Source organism: Faecalibacterium sp. Marseille-Q0746, assembly GCF_017377595.1.
In the GTDB taxonomy this organism is placed as follows: domain Bacteria; phylum Bacillota; class Clostridia; order Oscillospirales; family Ruminococcaceae; genus Faecalibacterium; species Faecalibacterium duncaniae.
This window is the reverse complement of record NZ_JAFREI010000007.1, coordinates 1-15186: the sequence shown is the minus strand read 5'-3', so window position 1 is coordinate 15186 and position 15186 is coordinate 1. Positions and strand designations below refer to the sequence as shown.

14 protein-coding genes and 1 tRNA gene are annotated in these 15186 nt (G+C 60.0%); 7 read left to right on the top strand and 8 right to left on the bottom strand.

Annotated features, from left to right (window positions below; genetic code table 11):
* Nucleotides 1-24 precede the first annotated feature (24 nt).
* Nucleotides 25-1494, bottom strand: a complete 1470-nt coding sequence (gene gltX, locus J3351_RS05480) for a glutamate--tRNA ligase (protein WP_098924215.1) — start codon at nucleotides 1492-1494, stop codon at nucleotides 25-27.
* 302 nt (nucleotides 1495-1796) lie between these two features.
* Here gltX and J3351_RS05475 point away from each other — a divergent pair, with 302 nt between their 5' ends.
* Together J3351_RS05475 and J3351_RS05470 are read left to right on the top strand one after the other, a co-directional pair.
* Nucleotides 1797-2054: an AbrB/MazE/SpoVT family DNA-binding domain-containing protein gene (locus J3351_RS05475; protein ID WP_097771333.1), complete on the top strand. Its 258-nt coding sequence runs from the start codon at nucleotides 1797-1799 to the stop codon at nucleotides 2052-2054.
* A 21-nt stretch (nucleotides 2055-2075) separates the two neighbouring features.
* Nucleotides 2076-3002, top strand: a complete 927-nt coding sequence (locus J3351_RS05470; protein ID WP_207697274.1) for an alpha/beta fold hydrolase — start codon at nucleotides 2076-2078, stop codon at nucleotides 3000-3002.
* Between the two features lie 119 nt (nucleotides 3003-3121).
* Here the strand turns inward: J3351_RS05470 and J3351_RS05465 are convergent, their stop codons facing one another.
* Nucleotides 3122-4411 (bottom strand): O-acetylhomoserine aminocarboxypropyltransferase/cysteine synthase family protein, encoded by a 1290-nt coding sequence (locus J3351_RS05465; RefSeq protein ID WP_156062230.1) that lies wholly within the window; start codon nucleotides 4409-4411, stop codon nucleotides 3122-3124.
* Between the two features lie 475 nt (nucleotides 4412-4886).
* Between J3351_RS05465 and J3351_RS05460 the strand changes: the two genes are divergently transcribed.
* Nucleotides 4887-5576, top strand: coding sequence for a methionine synthase (locus J3351_RS05460; protein WP_207697273.1), 690 nt, complete (start codon nucleotides 4887-4889; stop codon nucleotides 5574-5576).
* Entirely contained in the window at nucleotides 5563-7992 is a 2430-nt protein-coding gene (locus J3351_RS05455; protein WP_207697272.1) for a homocysteine S-methyltransferase family protein, read from the top strand. The genes J3351_RS05460 and J3351_RS05455 overlap by 14 nt, the downstream gene beginning before the upstream one ends.
* Before the next feature lie 65 nt (nucleotides 7993-8057).
* Here J3351_RS05455 and J3351_RS05450 read toward each other — a convergent pair whose 3' ends face one another.
* The 6 genes from J3351_RS05450 to J3351_RS05425 all read right to left on the bottom strand — a co-directional run bounded on the left by J3351_RS05450 (nucleotide 8058) and on the right by J3351_RS05425 (nucleotide 13564).
* Entirely contained in the window at nucleotides 8058-9545 is a 1488-nt protein-coding gene (locus J3351_RS05450) for a lipopolysaccharide biosynthesis protein (RefSeq protein WP_186851235.1), read from the bottom strand.
* A 151-nt stretch (nucleotides 9546-9696) separates the two neighbouring features.
* Nucleotides 9697-10251 carry a M48 family metallopeptidase gene (locus J3351_RS05445; RefSeq protein WP_097771326.1) on the bottom strand — a complete coding sequence of 185 codons (555 nt, stop codon included), beginning with the start codon at nucleotides 10249-10251 and terminating at the stop codon, nucleotides 9697-9699.
* The gene (locus tag J3351_RS05440; protein WP_207697271.1) at nucleotides 10227-11156 is read right to left on the bottom strand and encodes a DMT family transporter; all 930 of its coding nucleotides are present in this window, start codon (nucleotides 11154-11156) and stop codon (nucleotides 10227-10229) included. The genes J3351_RS05445 and J3351_RS05440 overlap by 25 nt, the downstream gene beginning before the upstream one ends.
* Before the next feature lies 1 nt (nucleotide 11157).
* Nucleotides 11158-11691, bottom strand: coding sequence for a hypothetical protein (locus J3351_RS05435; RefSeq protein ID WP_005934566.1), 534 nt, complete (start codon nucleotides 11689-11691; stop codon nucleotides 11158-11160).
* Nucleotides 11692-11792: 101 nt separating this feature from the next.
* Nucleotides 11793-13070, bottom strand: coding sequence for a glycoside hydrolase family 10 protein (locus J3351_RS05430; RefSeq protein WP_154277143.1), 1278 nt, complete (start codon nucleotides 13068-13070; stop codon nucleotides 11793-11795).
* Complete coding sequence (locus J3351_RS05425; protein ID WP_207697270.1) at nucleotides 13067-13564, bottom strand: conjugal transfer protein TraD; 498 nt, start codon at nucleotides 13562-13564, stop codon at nucleotides 13067-13069. The genes J3351_RS05430 and J3351_RS05425 overlap by 4 nt, the downstream gene beginning before the upstream one ends.
* Nucleotides 13565-13673: 109 nt before the next feature.
* On the opposite strand from J3351_RS05425, the gene J3351_RS05420 reads away from it, so the two are divergent.
* The 3 genes from J3351_RS05420 to J3351_RS05410 all read left to right on the top strand — a co-directional run bounded on the left by J3351_RS05420 (nucleotide 13674) and on the right by J3351_RS05410 (nucleotide 14891).
* Entirely contained in the window at nucleotides 13674-14093 is a 420-nt protein-coding gene (locus tag J3351_RS05420) for a hypothetical protein (protein ID WP_005934560.1), read from the top strand.
* A gap of 74 nt (nucleotides 14094-14167) precedes the next feature.
* Nucleotides 14168-14244: transfer RNA gene (locus J3351_RS05415), tRNA-Ile, on the top strand.
* A gap of 119 nt (nucleotides 14245-14363) precedes the next feature.
* Entirely contained in the window at nucleotides 14364-14891 is a 528-nt protein-coding gene (locus J3351_RS05410; protein WP_207697269.1) for a GNAT family N-acetyltransferase, read from the top strand.
* Nucleotides 14892-15186: the final 295 nt, after the last annotated feature.

Here is a 15186-nt window from a genome sequence, read left to right as displayed (position 1 = left end):
TGATTGCGAAAAGGGGAAGGAAGATCAGCCGTTCAGCTTTTCAATGGCAGCCTTGACACGGGCAAGGGTCGTCTCGCGGCCCATCATGCAGGCAAGGTCGGTGCCGCCGCCGGGGGTGCGCTGCTTGCCGGAAAGGGCAATGCCCAGCGGGTAGAGCAGCCAGCCGTTCTTCTTGCCCAGCTCTTCGGCCTTGGCCTTGCAGGCGTTGAACACGGTGTCGCGGTCAGAGAAGTCCAGACTCTCGTCGCTCAGCAGGGGCAGCAGGGCTTCCAGTGCCTCCCGGGCGGTTTCCGGGGTGGTCTTCTGCTTCTTGTTGGTGTACAGGCTCACATCGTAGTCGGGCATTGCGTCAAAGAAGTCCAGCTGCTCGGGGATCTCGCCCAGCACCTCACAGCGGGGCTGCAGGTTGGCGCAGAGCAGCTTCTTGTCGATGGGAGTGTGCACGGCCTGATCGATCCAGGGCTCGGCCTTCTTCTGGAACTCCTCGGGGCTCAGGCGGCGGATATACTCCGCGTTGATGGCCCGCAGCTTGAGGGGGTCGAAGATGGCGGGGGACTTGGAGATGCCGTCCGGGCTCCAGATCTTGATGAGCTCTTCCAGGCTGAAGATCTCCTGCTCGGCGTATTCGCCCTTGGGGCTCCAGCCCAGCAGGCAGATGTAGTTCATCACGGCCTCGCTCAGGTAGCCCTTGGCCACCAGATCCTGATAGCTGGCATCGCCGTTGCGCTTGGACAGCTTGTTCTGCGCGTCCTTCATCACGGGCGGGCAGTGGATATAGGTGGGGATCTCCCAGCCAAAGGCCTGATACAGCAGGTTGTACTTGGGGGTGGAGGACAGATACTCGCTGCCGCGGATGACATGGGTGATGCCCATCAGGTGGTCGTCCACAACGTTGGCAAAGTTGTAGGTGGGCATTCCGTCGGTCTTGATGAGGATCTGGTCGTCCATCTCGCTGTTCTCGACCTCGATGTGGCCGTAGACCACATCGTCAAAGCCGGTCACGCCCTCCTTGGGGATCTTCTGGCGGATGACGTAGGGCTCACCTGCGGCCAGACGCTGCTTGACCTCCTCCTCGGGCAGGTCGCGGCAGCAGCCGTCGTAGTGGGTCATCTCACCGTTGGCGCGCTGTTCGGCGTGCAGTGCCTCCAGCCGCTCCTCGGTGCAGAAGCAGTAGTAGGCCTTGCCCTCTGCCACCAGCTGCTCGGCATACTGCTTGAACATGCCCATCCGCTCGCTCTGAACGTAGGGGCCCACAGGGCCGCCGATGTCCGGGCCCTCGTCCCACAGCAGGCCGGTCTCCCGCAGGGTGTTGTAGATGACATCCACAGCGCCCTCAACGTAACGGCCCTGGTCGGTGTCCTCAATGCGCAGGATGAAGGTGCCGTCCTCGTGCTTGGCCATCAGGTAGGTGTACAGCGCGGTGCGCAGGTTGCCAACATGCATGTAGCCGGTGGGCGAGGGGGCAAAACGGGTGCGGACTTTATTGCTCGGCATAAAAAAACGCTCCTTTATATTTACAGGCAAAAAATTGCGGATAGCTACCTTTTAGTTTAATCGCTGTGCGCTGTTTTGTCAACGAATCGGCCGCAGATTTGGCAGAATGGGCGTTTGGAAGCAAAAGAAAAATCTTTTTGTCGAAACCGCACGCAATCATTGACGAATGATTGGAAATTTTGTATACTGAGTGGGAGAGATGGCACAATTTTCCTTTGAAGGCTCTGAAGGAGAGATCAGGGCCGGGAGAAAATTGGGAAATGGCTGTCTGAGGTGTAAATGACAAAGGAGAAGAAAAAACTATGAAGAGTACCGGAATCGTCCGCGGCGTTGACGGCCTGGGCCGTATCGTCCTGCCCAAGGAGCTGCGCACCAGCATGAAGCTGGACAACGATGCCAAGCTGGAGATCTTTGTGGAGGGCGATGAGATCATCCTCAAAAAATACCGCCCCACCGGCAGCTGCGATTTCTGCGGCGAGGTGGACGACAACGCCATCCAGTATGCAGGCTACTGCATCTGCACCTCCTGCCGCAAGAAGATCGGCAGCATGAAAAAATAAAGCGGAGAAGGAGGGCAGCCCATGAGCCAGATGATCGACTTTACCCTGCCGTCCTGCCAGCCGGGGCGGACGCTCCACGCGTTCCGCTGTGTGCCGGAGGGAGAGGTGCGGGCTGTGCTGCAGCTCTCCCACGGGATGGTGGAGTTCATCGACCGCTATAAGCCGCTGGCCGAGAATCTGGCCGCCCGGGGCATCCTTGTCACCGGCAACGACCACCTGGGCCACGGCGGGTCTATCCGCACCAAAGAGGATTACGGCTACTTCGGCGAACCCGACGGCAACCGCGCCCTGCTGGAGGACCTGCACGCTGTGACGACCCTGACAAAGCAGCTGTATCCCGGCGTGCCCTATTTCCTGCTGGGCCACAGCATGGGCTCGTTCTACGCGCGGCAGTACCTCTGTGAGTGGGGCAATGAGCTGGACGGTGCCATCATCATGGGCACCGGCTACCAGCCCAAGGCGCTGGTGCAGCTGGCCAGAACCATCTGCCGGGTGCTGGCCGTGTTCCATGGCTGGCACTACCGCAGCAAACTGGTGGCCAGACTTTCGTTTCTGGGGTACAACAAGGGGCTGGAGGGCCGCACGGCCCACGACTGGCTCAACCGTGACCCGGTGGAGGTGGACCGCTACCGCGCCGACGAGCGCTGTACCTTTATCTTTACCCTGAACGCCTATTACAGCATGTTCAGCGGCATCCTGCGGCTGTACGACCCGGCCCTTCTGGCCCGGGTGCCCAAGGATCTGCCCCTGCTGTTCCTGGCAGGCGATGCCGACCCGGTGGGCGAACAGGGCGCAGGCGTGAAGCGGGCGGTCAAGAGCCTGCTGGATGCCGGTGTGAAGAACATCGAGGTCAAGCTGTACCCCAGCGCCCGGCATGAGCTGCTGGTGGAGCTGAACCGCGAAGAGGTCTTTGCTGACATTGGTGACTGGCTGGAACGCCGGCTGTAAAAACACGAACACGCAAAAAAAGAACCGCCGCCCGGAAATTTCGGGCGGCGGTTCTTTGCACACACGATCAAAAAGGAGAAGGGAGGAGAGTTTTTGTCAGAGCATGGGGGGCAGGGGGATTACTCGCCGCGGACGGCTGCGAAGCCTGCTTCCAGATCGGCGATGATGTCATCGATGTGCTCGGTGCCGATGGACAGGCGGATGGTGTTCTGATAGATCTGCTGCTCGGCCAGCTCCTGCTCATTCAGCTGGCTGTGGGTGGTGGAGGCCGGGTGGATGACCAGGCTCTTTACGTCTGCAACGTTTGCCAGCAGGGAGAAGATCTTCAGGTTGTCAATGAACTTGAAGGCTTCTTCGCGGCCGCCCTTGATGTTGAAGGTGAAGATGGATGCGCCGCCGTTGGGGAAATACTTCTCGTACAGGGCGTGATCCGGGTGATCGGGCAGAGAGGGATGGTTGACCTTCTCCACCTGAGGATGGTTTGCCAGGAATTCGACCACCTTCTTGGTGTTCTCCACATGGCGCTCGATGCGCAGGCTCAGGGTCTCGGTGCCCTGCAGCAGCAGGAATGCATTGAACGGGGAGATGGTGGCACCGGTATCGCGCAGCAGGATGGCGCGGATGTAGGTAACGAAGGCAGCAGGGCCTGCGGCATCGGCGAAAGAAACACCGTGGTAGCTGGGGTTGGGATCAGCGATATTGCCGAACTTGCCGCTGGCTTTCCAGTCAAATTTGCCGCTGTCCACGATGATGCCGCCCAGGGTGGTGCCGTGGCCGCCGATGAACTTGGTGGCGGAGTGGACCACGATGTCTGCGCCGTGCTCGATGGGACGGATCAGGTACGGGGTGCCGAAGGTGTTGTCGATGACCAGCGGCAGGCCGTGCTTGTGGGCAATGGCGGCGATGGCATCAATGTCGGGGATATCGCTGTTGGGGTTGCCCAGCGTCTCCAGATAGACGGCCTTGGTGTTGGGCTGAATGGCGTTCTCCACTTCGGCCAAATCGTGAGCGTTGACAAAGGTGGTGGTCACGCCGAACTGGGTCAGGGTGTGCTCCAGCAGGTTGTAGCTGCCGCCGTAGATGGTCTTTTGTGCCACGATGTGGTCACCGGCCTGTGCCAGCGCCTCGATGGTGTAAGTGATGGCGGCAGCGCCGGAAGCGGTGGCCAGAGCAGCCACGCCGCCCTCCAGAGCAGCGATGCGCTTCTCGAACACGTCCTGTGTGGAGTTGGTCAGGCGGCCGTAGATGTTGCCCGCATCGGCCAGACCGAAACGGTCAGCGGCGTGCTGGCTGTTGCGGAACACATAGGAAGTGGTCTGGTAGATGGGCACGGCGCGGGAATCGGTTGCGGGATCGGCCTGCTCCTGGCCAACGTGAAGCTGCAGGGTCTCAAATTTATAGTTAGACATAGTAATTAACCTCTCTATCTGTACTTAAAGTATAATTCTGACGCATAAAAAATCCCGGTCACTGACACCATTTCAGTGCACCGGGCAAAATTCGGGTTTAGCGCTTTGGCAGCTTTGCCATCACATTCGCACACACATTCGGTCTGCAGAGGGCAATGCACAGCGCTCGGTCCCATATTCTGCCCGGGTGGTGTACATTCGCCCACAACGGAAGTTCGCATGGAGCAGGTTTTTCCAGATCAGCGTCATTTTGGTGCCCTCCTTTCAACGATTTTCCCAATCCTCTACGACCCCGGGAAACTTGATCTCAATTTCCCACTAGGTTGGTGGATTTGTTGTCTGGATTATATCCCTATTTACCCAGATTGTCAATAGGTTTATTGCAAAAAAGTTGGAAATTTTGAAATCGTTGACGGCTGGCCCCCGGTGCTGTATACTAAATCTATTCTTTATTCTTGTAAAGGAGGGCGGGCAGATGAGCATTGGGCCAAGTATGCCGCTGCGGCTGGAAAAGCCGGAGAGCATTGATCTTGCACAGGCGGCGCGGTACTTCGGGGCCCGGGGCGGCGCGGACGCGGCCACCCAGGCACTGCTGGAAAAATACGCCGTGCCGCTGCTGGCGGCGGCCACGCCCCGGGCAGTCTGGCTGGAGGCCGACCCCGACAGCCTGACAGCGGCTGGCATTCTGGCGGGGGAAGATGTGGCAAAGCATCTGGAAGGCTGCACCGCCGCCCTGCTGCTGGCCGTGACGCTTGGCCCCGGTGTGGATGCCCAGATCCGCCGGGCCGGTGTGGGCGATATCGCCGCCGGTGTGGCATCGGATGCGCTGGGCTCCGCGCTGGCCGAACAGGCTGCGGAGGCCGCTGAGGCTGAGCTGCGCCAGTGGGCCGCCCGGCAGGGCAAGTATCTGACGGGGCGCTATTCCCCGGGCTACGGGGATTGGCCCCTTGCCGTGCAGCCGCTGTTGGCGGCCGCGCTGGACACCGTCCGCCGCGCCGGGCTCTGTGTCACGGAAAACAACCTGATGATCCCCCGCAAGAGCATCACGGCCATTCTGGGGGTCAGCGATCACCCGGTCCGGGGGCATCTGGCGGGGTGCGGGCACTGCGTGCTCCGCACCCGGTGCGAATATAGAAAGAGGGGGATCACCTGTGCAAGCGAATGAACTGTTTGACCGGCCCAATACCATCCTGCTGGATGGCGGCATGGGCACCATGCTGCAGGCTGCGGGCCTGAAACTGGGGGCCCGCCCCGAGGAGCTGAACATCACCGACCCGGCGCTCATCGAGAGCATCCATGCCCGGTACGCCGCCGCAGGCAGCCGCATCATCAATGCCAATACCTTTGGCGCTTCCGCCCACAAGCTGGCGGGCAGCGAGTACACGCTGGAGGAGATCATTGCGGCGGGTATTGCCAACTGCAAACGGGCCTGTGCCCCTTACGGTGCATTGGCTGCGCTGGATGTGGGCCCGCTGGGGGAGCTGCTGGAACCCAACGGCACCCTTGCGTTTGAGGATGCCGTGGCAGAGTATGGCCGCATCGTCCGGGCAGGCGTGGCCGCCGGGGCTGACCTCGTGTTCCTTGAGACCTTTACCGATCTGTATGAGCTGAAGGCCGCCCTGCTGGCCGTCAAGGAGAACAGCAGCCTGCCCGTGCTGGCCAGCATGAGCTTTGAAGCAGGCGGCCGCACCTTTACCGGCTGCACGGTCGAGAGCTTTGCCGCCACCGCCCGGGGCCTGGGTGCCGATGCCGTGGGTATCAACTGCTCTCTTGGCCCCAAGGAGATCTTCCCCATGGCAAAGCGGCTGACCGAGGCCCTGCCCGGCAGCTTCCCGGTGTTCGTCAAGCCCAACGCGGGCCTGCCCCGCGCCGATGGCTCGGGCTACGATATCACCCCGCAGCTCTACGCCATGCAGATGAAGCCCTACCGGGAACTGGGCCTGTTTGCTGCAGGCGGCTGCTGCGGCACCACCCCGGAGTTCATCCAGCTGCTGAACGGCGTGTTTGCCGATTGCAGGCCGGGCCGCCCTGACCACCCCATGAAGTCGGTGGTGTGCAGCCCCATGGACTGCGTGAATGTGGACGGCATCACGGTGGTGGGGGAGCGCATCAATCCCACCGGCAAAAAGCGGTTCCAGCAGGCCCTGCGGGAAGGGGATATGAACTATGTGCTGGAACAGGCCGTGAGCCAGACCGAGGCCGGGGCCCAGATCCTGGATGTGAACGTGGGTGCGCCCGGCGTGGATGAGCCTGCCCTGATGGAGCAGGTGGTCAAGGCCCTGCAGAGCGTGGTCAGCCTGCCGTTGCAGCTGGATTCCTCCCATGCCGAGGCGCTGGAACGGGGCCTGCGGGTCTACAACGGCAAGCCCATCGTCAACTCGGTGAACGGCGAGGCGGAAAAGCTGAACACCATTCTGCCCCTGTGCAAAAAGTATGGCGCGGCGGTGGTCGGCCTTGCCATTGACGAGCGGGGCATCCTGCCCAAAGCCGAGGACCGCGTGGCCATTGCCCGCCGCATCCGGGACGCGGCGCTGGCGGCAGGCATCCCGCAGGAGGACATCTATATCGACTGCCTGACCCTGACGGCCAGCGCCCAGCAGGAGGATGTGCTTGCCACGGTGCAGGCCCTTCACGCCTGCAAGGAGGAGCTGGGGGTGCGCACCATTCTGGGCGTGTCCAACATCAGCTTCGGCCTGCCCTGCCGCTCTTACCTGAACACCACCTTCCTCACCATGGCCATGTATGCCGGGCTTGACCTTGCCATTATGAACCCCTCCAGCGAGGAGATGATGGCGGCGGTCTACGCTTACAACGTTCTGACCAACCGGGACCGGCAGAGCACGAAGTACATTGAGCGGTATGCCAACCGGGTGCCCGCTTCTGCCGCACTGGTGCAGGCCGTGCAGAATGCCCAGACCGCCCCGGCAGCAGGCGAAACACCGGAGGCCGCCGGCCCCTATGCCCCCTTGATGAAGGCGGTGGAAAAGGGCTTGAAGGGCGAGGCAGCTGCCCGCACCCGGGCGCTGCTGGAGGAAAAGGAGCCGCTGGAGCTGGTGGACGAAGCCCTCATTCCGGCGCTGGATATCGTGGGCGCAAAGTATGAAAAGGGCACCCTCTTCCTGCCGCAGCTGCTGCAGGCGGCCACTGCCGCGCAGGGGGCTTTTGAGGAGATCAAGACCGCCATTGCCCAAAAGGGCGAGGGCAGCGCCAGCAAGGGACGCATCGTCATTGCCACCGTCAAGGGCGATGTCCACGACATCGGCAAGAACATTGTCCGGGTCATCCTAGAGAATTATGGCTTTGAGGTCATCGACCTGGGCCGTGATGTGCCGGTGGAAACGGTCGTGAACACCGTCCGGGAGAAGGATGTGCATCTGGTGGGCCTTTCCGCCCTGATGACCACCACCCTCAAGAGCATGGAGGAGACCATCCGGGCCCTGCACGATGCCAAGCTGGACTGTAAGATCATGGTGGGCGGCGCTGTGCTGACCCCAGAATATGCAAAAAAGATCGGTGCCGACTGGTACGCCAAGGATGCCAAGCAGAGTGCCGATATTGCCAAGGAGTTCTTTGGCGTATAAGTTGGAATATTAAGAGAAAACGACCCTCTCCGCATTGCAATTCCCGGAGAGGGTCGTTTTTTGGTTTACTTTTTGATCCAGTTGTCTACTGCGCTCACCAGAGCCCTGCCCCGGCGGCCCAGGAGCTTGGGCAGGAGCATCCGGGCCATGGCCCAGACACCTGCAAAGTTGAACAGGATGATGGCGGCGGTCAGGAGGCCTGTCCACAGGCCGTAGAGCGGAGGCTCGGCCAGCAGGAGCAGGGCCTCGCCCGCCAGCACGCCGAAGTTCACCGCCACCCGGCCCGGGTGGATGGACATACCGATCATGTTGTGGGCATCCAGCGCGCGCAGCACGAACACGATGCCCAGACCGAAGAAGGAAGCCACCGTTGCGCCGATGGGCCCCCACCACTTGATGAAGAAGTAGTTCATAATGCAGTTGCTCACGGCACCGGCCAGCATGGTCCACAGGCTGTGGGTGGACTTTTTGTTGACAACGTATGCGCTGTTGAGGAACTGGTTGAAGCAGCTGCAGGTGGAAGCCAGCGTAAGGAAGGGCACAAAGTGCCAGGCGTAGTAGTAGTTGGACTTCATCACGTGCATGACCGGGCGGCAGAGCCAGATGATGCCTGCCGCACAGCAGAACAGCACCGAGGAATAGGTGCGGAAGATCTTGGTAAAGAACCGGGCGCGGCCCTCCTCCTCAGTCACAGCGGAGAGCTGCCAGGCATCGTAGAAGATCAGGCCCAGCGTGGTCAGGATGGTGGGCAGGAAGTAGCCGGTGGAAAGCAGGCCGCTCCAAGCGTCACCGCTGTGGCCGTCCAGCCCGCCGCACATCTCGCGCACGAAGAACAGGTCCGATGCGTTGATGACCCAGAAGCTGATCTGGGCCGGGATCATGGGCAGGGAAAAGCGGAGCATCTGCTGCCAGAGATCCCGGTTCAGGCCCTTGAGCTCCACATAGTTCCACAGCCTGCCGGTGATGCAGAGGAAGAGCACGCTGACCAGGTCACCGCTGATGATGGCCAGCAGATAACCGTTGGCCCCCCAGTGGAAGCCTACAAGGTAGAGCACATAGAACATCAGGGTGGCAAAGGTGCACAGGATGCCGTCCACGGCCACCAGCTTGTTCCACTGGCGGCTGCGCACGAACTGGGTGCAGAGGGTGCGCAGGCAGCTCATCAGGACGTAGATGTAGATGAGGAAGCCGTACTGCGCCATATCGGGCAGGAACTGCGCCACAGGCCAGCAGAGGATCAGGATGCCGAAGCCCCCCAGAATGGTCAGCAGGCCGTTGGTGAACACCTGCTTTTCGCTGTTGCCCTTGTCCAGGCCAAAGCGGATGATGGCGTTGGACATGCCCATCGAGACAAAGGGGATGAGCAGGTTTGCGTACTGACTCAGGATCTTCGCCAGGCCCAGATCGGCGATCTCGGCCATGGCGTAGGTCAGGAACGGCTGCACCAAAAGGGTCAGCAGCTTAGATGAAAAGCTCGAAATGGCAAAGATAATGGTGTTTCCGGCCAGCTTTGAATATTTATCGCCGCCGGAGGTCTTTTTTTCACTTTCCACGAAAGGTACACACTCCTAATAGTTTCTATATACTTTAGGGCAAAACCTCTCAGCTTCGCTTTGCAGCTCTCCTGATAGGAGAGCCAAGAAAACAGTGGTGCCTGACTTGCCTCCCCTACCAGGGGAGGTGCCGCCATAGGCGGCGGAGAGGTTATTTCAATAAAGCCCGTCGTTCTTTCCAGTCCGGCAGCAGCTTTTCCACCTCGGCCCAAAAGGCCGGGCTGTGGTTGGGCTGCAGGAAGTGGCAGTACTCGTGCACCACCACATAGATCTGTGCGGCGGGCGGCATGTTGTAGAGCTGCAATGCAAAGGTGATCTGCCGCCGTTTCATGTAGCACACGCCCCACCTGCTGGTCATGTCCCGCACCTTGATGGTGGGCTTCTGCCCGCCCAGAACCCCGGCAAAGGCAGGGTAGACCTTATCGCTCATGGCGGTAAAGCAGGCCAGTGCCTCCGCCTGGGAGGGCAGGGGCTGGTCATTCCGGGCGTTCCGCCGCAGCTGGCGGGAGACCGCCTCCCGGATCCACTGAGCCTGCTCTGTCACAAAGGCATCGGCAAAGCCCACCGTGTAGGACCACGGGATGCTCACGGCTACGGTGCCGTCCCGCCGGATGTGCAGGTTGAGCCGCTTGACCTTTTTGCGGGTCAGCTCATAGGGAATGCCTGCGGCGGTGCGCCGGGTCACTTCCGGCTTGCGCTGCGGCATTTCAGCCAGTCCTCCACGGGCAGCTGGGCCAGAACCACCGCTGCAAAGATGAGGGTACAGCCAAAGACCTCCCGCATGGAAAGGCTCTGGTGGAGCAGCAGCCAGCCGCCCAGCGCGCTGAACACGCTTTCCAGACACATGATGAGGCTTGCAATGGCGGGGTTTACGTCCCGCTGGCCCAGGATCTGCAGGGTGTAGGCCACGCCGCTGGACATCACGCCGCAGTAGGCCAGCGGGAGCCAGTTGGCCCCGAACTCGGCCAGGGTGGGATTCTCGAACAGGAGGGCGGCAGCGGTGCTCTCCACAGCCACCACAAAGAACTGCAGCAGGCTCAGGCGGACACCGTCCACCTGCGGGGCAAAGTGGTCCACCGTCATAATCTGAAAGCTGAACAGCACGGCGCAGGAAAGCAGGATCCAATCGCTGGTCTCAATGCCGCCAAAGCCGTTTTTCATGCAGAGCAGATAGAGCCCGCCCACGGCGATGACCATGCTCAGCCAGAGCCGGGCACTGCCCCGCCGCCCCAGAAACAGCCCGAACACCGGCACCAGCACCACATACATGGCGGTCAGGAAACCAGCCTTGGCCGTAGAAGGGTTGAGCGTGATGCCGATCTGCTGGGCAGCGGAGGCCGCAAACAGCAGGGTGCCACAGCAAAGCCCCGCCGTCAGCAGATGTCTGCGGTCGGCAGGGGCTTTGGGCCAGCCATAGGCTGCGCCGTGCCTGCGGTGGAGGGCATCGAAGGCGCGGACGGTGGGCAGCAGCACCAGCACCGCCAGCCAGCTGCGCCCGGCCAGAAAAGAATAAGCCCCCATGCCGGAGCCTGCGCTCTGGGCCACGAACGCCGTGCCCCAGATAAAGGCGCAGAGCATCAGCATGAGAGAGTGTTTTGTTTGTGTGTTCATCTTAGCCGATGCCCTCCACTTTCATCAGACCGTAGAGGTAGTAACGGCTGGAATCGTAGGAAATGGTAACGCGGTAGCTTGCGTTGGGGTCAAGGTTGCCGATGTCGCAGTGGTAGTTCTGGCCGTCGGCGGTGAAATAGAAGGTGGTGTTGTCCACGTACTGCGCGCCGCCGTCCACCTTTTTCCAGAGGGAGACCTTGAACTTCTGGGCACCGCCGTCGGTGGTGCCGCAGCCGTAAATGCTCAGCAGGCCGCTGGGCACGGTGAAGTATTCGGTCTTGCGGCTCCAGATGCCGTTGAACACGATGTTCAGCGCCCCGTTGGCCCGGGCTGTGGCGTATTTGGCCGTGGTATCGGCAATGCCATCGAGCATCAGCGGGTCAGAGCTGAGCACGGCCCACTGGGTGGTGTCATCCTCCTGCACCTCGTTGGAAGACCCGAACACCTTTTGGGCAATGCTCTTGCAGCCGCTCAGGACGACAACGGCCAGCACAGCTGCCAGCGCAAAGGCAAGGATTCGTTTTGTTTTACTCATGTTTTTCTATCCTCAAAAACAGCAGGTGAAAAATGCGATATTTTTGCATGATACCATAGTATACCGCATTTTTTTCCTGCTTACAAGGGATTTCCTGTGTCTTAGCCGTCCAATGCCGTCAGAGCGGCACGTTCGGCGGCGGCAAGGCCGCTTTCGTCGGAGCGGAACAGGGAGCCATAGCGGTAGAGCGCCCAGCCCCCGGCACCGGCGCTGCGCAGGTCGGTCACCTGCCGGGCCAGCGCGCTGCCGGTGCACCACTGGCTGACGCTGTCGGCGTTGGCTCCACCGTCTCCCACGCCGACCCGGTAAGCGCCCAGCCCGAAATAGAGGGCCGTGCTCTCTGCCCGGGGCAGGGCCAGCCACTCGGCGGTGATGTTCTCAAAGGCAAAGCGGGTGCTGCCGGAGGAGAGGGTATAGCCGTAGCCCCAGTAGATCTGGGGGCAGAGGTAATCCACAACGGCATCCGCACCGGAGGCCGTCAGCCAGACGGAGAGATCGGTGTACTGCTCGTTCCGGTCGTTGTCCGGGTTGCCCTGGGGGCTGACCCCGAACCGCAGGGTCGGGTCGGCGGCCTTGACGGCATCGTGGGCTGCCTTGACCAGCCGGGTCACGTTGGCACGCCGCCATGCGGTCAGGTCGGTTTCTCCGCTGGCTGCAAACTGCGCCGCATCAATGGAAGGATCGGTGGTGGGGTAGAAGTAGTCGTCAAAGTGGATGCCGTCCACGGCGTAATTCTGCACCAGCTCTGCCACGCCCTGCACCACATAGTCGGCAGCCTCCGGAATGGCGGGGTTCAGGTAAGCCCCCTCGTTCACGGTGCAGACCCACTCCGGGTGGGCGTTCAGCAGGCTGCTCTCTGCAAGGACGGGGGGCATGGAGGCCGAGCTCCTGAGCCGGTAGGGGTTGACCCAGGCCTCCAGCGAAAGCCCCCGGGCGTGGGCCTCGGTCAGCAGCACGTCCAGCGGGTCAAAGCCCGGGTCCTGCCCCTGCACGCCGGTGCACAGGTGGCTCCACGGGAAGAGGCTGCTCCGGTAAAGCGCATCCCCGAAGGGCCGCACCTGCGCAATGACGGTGTTCAGCCCAAGGGACAGACAGTTGTCCATCAACGCGGCGGCATCGGCCCGGAACGCGCTTTCTGAGGAAAAGTCCATCTCTGCAAATTCGAGATAGCTCACCCACACCGCCCGCCACTCGCCGCTGGGCAGGGCAGGGTTGGGGGCAGCCTGTGGTGATGGCGCAGGCTCCGCATTGTTTCCTGCCGGGATAGAACGCAGCAGATAATACGTCAGGGCGGCAGATACAGACCCGCCCAGTCCGATCAGGAAGGCGCGGCGGCCAACCCGGCGCTTGCGGTGCCGGTTCCGCCGCCGCTGGGTCATGCGTCTTCCTCCTGCATCTTGTACAGGCTCAGTGCCGCCCAGCCCCGGGCGCAGGCCAGCAGCACCCAGAGCAGATTGGCCCAGAAGCTCAGGCCTGCCATGCCGCCGTAGACCGTGAGCAGGACAAAGAGCAGGTGGAACGCCTCAGCGGCACCCACCAGCTGCAGCTGGCGCTGGATGGGCCTGCCCTTCTGGTACTCCAGTGCCAGCAGGGCGGGCCAGACCAGTGCGGAAAATAAGTAGGCTGCCCAGCCGCCCAGCACATAGCTGAGCATGAGCAGGACAAAGATCAGGAAATAGTTGCGCTTGTTCTTGGGGTCAGAGCCCTTTTCAGCGGCCAGAAACAGGATGGTGATGCCGGTGATGCAGAACGCCACCATCTCCAGAAAAGAAAAATCCATGCCGCCCAGCACGGCAAAGCCGTTGAGCATGGATGCCGCTGCCGCGCACAGCAGGAAGAAATACCAGGTCTTATGGGTGAATTTGAGCTTCATAGGGGAAGTCCTCCAGCAAAAATTTGGATTGTTTCAAATATTATAACACAATTTTCCGCAGGTTGTGTTACAATAAGGAAAACATGATTCAAAATCTGCGGAGGGACCCATGAACGTTGTATTCTCACTCATCCTGCTGGCGGCCGCTCTGGGCTGCATCGTTTTTCTGCTCACCCGGCGGGAAAACGCCCGCCGCAGCCAGTATGGCCCCAGCGGCCTTTCCGAATTCCGCACCGACCTGCCGCTGGACGACTGCTTCGACCGGCTGGACCAGCACAGCCCGGACGACGAGTTCGCCTACGAGTGCCGCCGTGAGAACGATGGCGGTTTCCTGCTCCACCTGACCCTGCACCAGCCTACCCAGCAGCCGCTGGACACCCTGTATACCCTCCGGCTTGACCCCGGGCGGCAGACCATCGCCACCCTGATCTTCATCCGGGAGGCCTTTGGCTACAAGGAGCCGCTTTTTCCGCAGGAAATGCTGGACAAGTTCATGCAGCAGAAGCTGGAAGCCCACCGCACAAAATAATTTTGCCCGAAACGCTTTTCATTTCGCGCGTTTTTTGTTATACTTACTTGTGCGCCCGGCAAACCGGGCAATGGGGGCTAGTAGCTCAGTTGGTCAGAGCTGGCGGCTCATAACCGCTTGGTCCCGGGTTCAAGTCCTGGCTGGCCCACCATACAGTTCGTACTCGAACCCAATTCTCTATGAGAAAGGGTTCGGGTACGTTTTTTGTTTACAGGAGGTTTTGAGAAAGGGCTACTCGGCCCATAAGCCGGAATGTGAAAGGATGAGAAGATGACCTTTTTAGAAACAAATCGGCTCAGACTAAGAAATGTAAGTCCTAAAGATACGATTCAGATGGTTGATTATCGAAATAACGAGCGATGCTCGAAATATCAACGAGGCCAGACGAAAGATTATAAGGATATTGTTGCTTTGATCGAGCGTAATAAAGACAATGCCCTGAATATCGCATCGCCGACTATGATTAGTGTTGCATTAAGAGAAACGGATGTCATGATTGGCGAAATCGTCGTTATGCCTAACGAGGGCACAATTTCTTTAGGGTACACATTTTCTTATAAAGTTCACCGAAACGGTTACGCCTATGAAGCCTTGTCCTCTTTAATTGAGTATTTACACAAGCACTATCCTCAGTGGGATTTTATCTGTTTTACTGAAAGAGAGAACATTCCAAGTATGAGCCTTTTGAAGAAGCTGGGATATACGAATTTGGGTTATCTGCCGTCAAAGAATTCTCAAGTATTTGGAAAGTGGCTTCGCCAGGACACATTAGAAGAAATCACAAGTGCGGTTCGATAACTCCTGGTTTGTCGCAACCTCAACAGCAGGGTTTGGGGCACCGCACACCCCAACAAGAAGCTGTTCCAAAGGGAGCAAGAATTTTCAACAACTGAAAATTTGTGGCCACGGGACGGTTCTTGCGCTCACACTTTCACTCTCTTTGCGATTTTCTTTCTTGAAAGTCTGTCGTTCTTTCGTTATAATAAAACTGAAAGAAGGTGGGCATTATGACTTTGCAATATTTTGTCACAGCATCCGATACGGGCAATAGGATTCCGATTGAGGTTGACAAGTCAACTCCCGCTGACCTTGC

Bases quoted from the DNA above. Each gene is read 5' to 3' on its own strand.
- J3351_RS05445 (WP_097771326.1), bottom strand. From the start codon at position 10,251: ATGCCGCAGCGCAAGCCGGAAGTGACCCGGCGCACCGCCGCAGGCATT.
- gltX (WP_098924215.1), bottom strand. From the start codon at position 1,494: ATGCCGAGCAATAAAGTCCGCACCCGTTTTGCCCCCTCGCCCACCGGC.
- J3351_RS05425 (WP_207697270.1), bottom strand. From the start codon at position 13,564: ATGAAGCTCAAATTCACCCATAAGACCTGGTATTTCTTCCTGCTGTGC.
- J3351_RS05475 (WP_097771333.1), top strand. From the start codon at position 1,797: ATGAAGAGTACCGGAATCGTCCGCGGCGTTGACGGCCTGGGCCGTATC.
- J3351_RS05440 (WP_207697271.1), bottom strand. From the start codon at position 11,156: ATGAACACACAAACAAAACACTCTCTCATGCTGATGCTCTGCGCCTTT.
- J3351_RS05420 (WP_005934560.1), top strand. From the start codon at position 13,674: ATGAACGTTGTATTCTCACTCATCCTGCTGGCGGCCGCTCTGGGCTGC.
- J3351_RS05430 (WP_154277143.1), bottom strand. From the start codon at position 13,070: ATGACCCAGCGGCGGCGGAACCGGCACCGCAAGCGCCGGGTTGGCCGC.
- J3351_RS05460 (WP_207697273.1), top strand. From the start codon at position 4,887: ATGAGCATTGGGCCAAGTATGCCGCTGCGGCTGGAAAAGCCGGAGAGC.
- J3351_RS05470 (WP_207697274.1), top strand. From the start codon at position 2,076: ATGAGCCAGATGATCGACTTTACCCTGCCGTCCTGCCAGCCGGGGCGG.
- J3351_RS05435 (WP_005934566.1), bottom strand. From the start codon at position 11,691: ATGAGTAAAACAAAACGAATCCTTGCCTTTGCGCTGGCAGCTGTGCTG.
- J3351_RS05465 (WP_156062230.1), bottom strand. From the start codon at position 4,411: ATGTCTAACTATAAATTTGAGACCCTGCAGCTTCACGTTGGCCAGGAG.
- J3351_RS05410 (WP_207697269.1), top strand. From the start codon at position 14,364: ATGACCTTTTTAGAAACAAATCGGCTCAGACTAAGAAATGTAAGTCCT.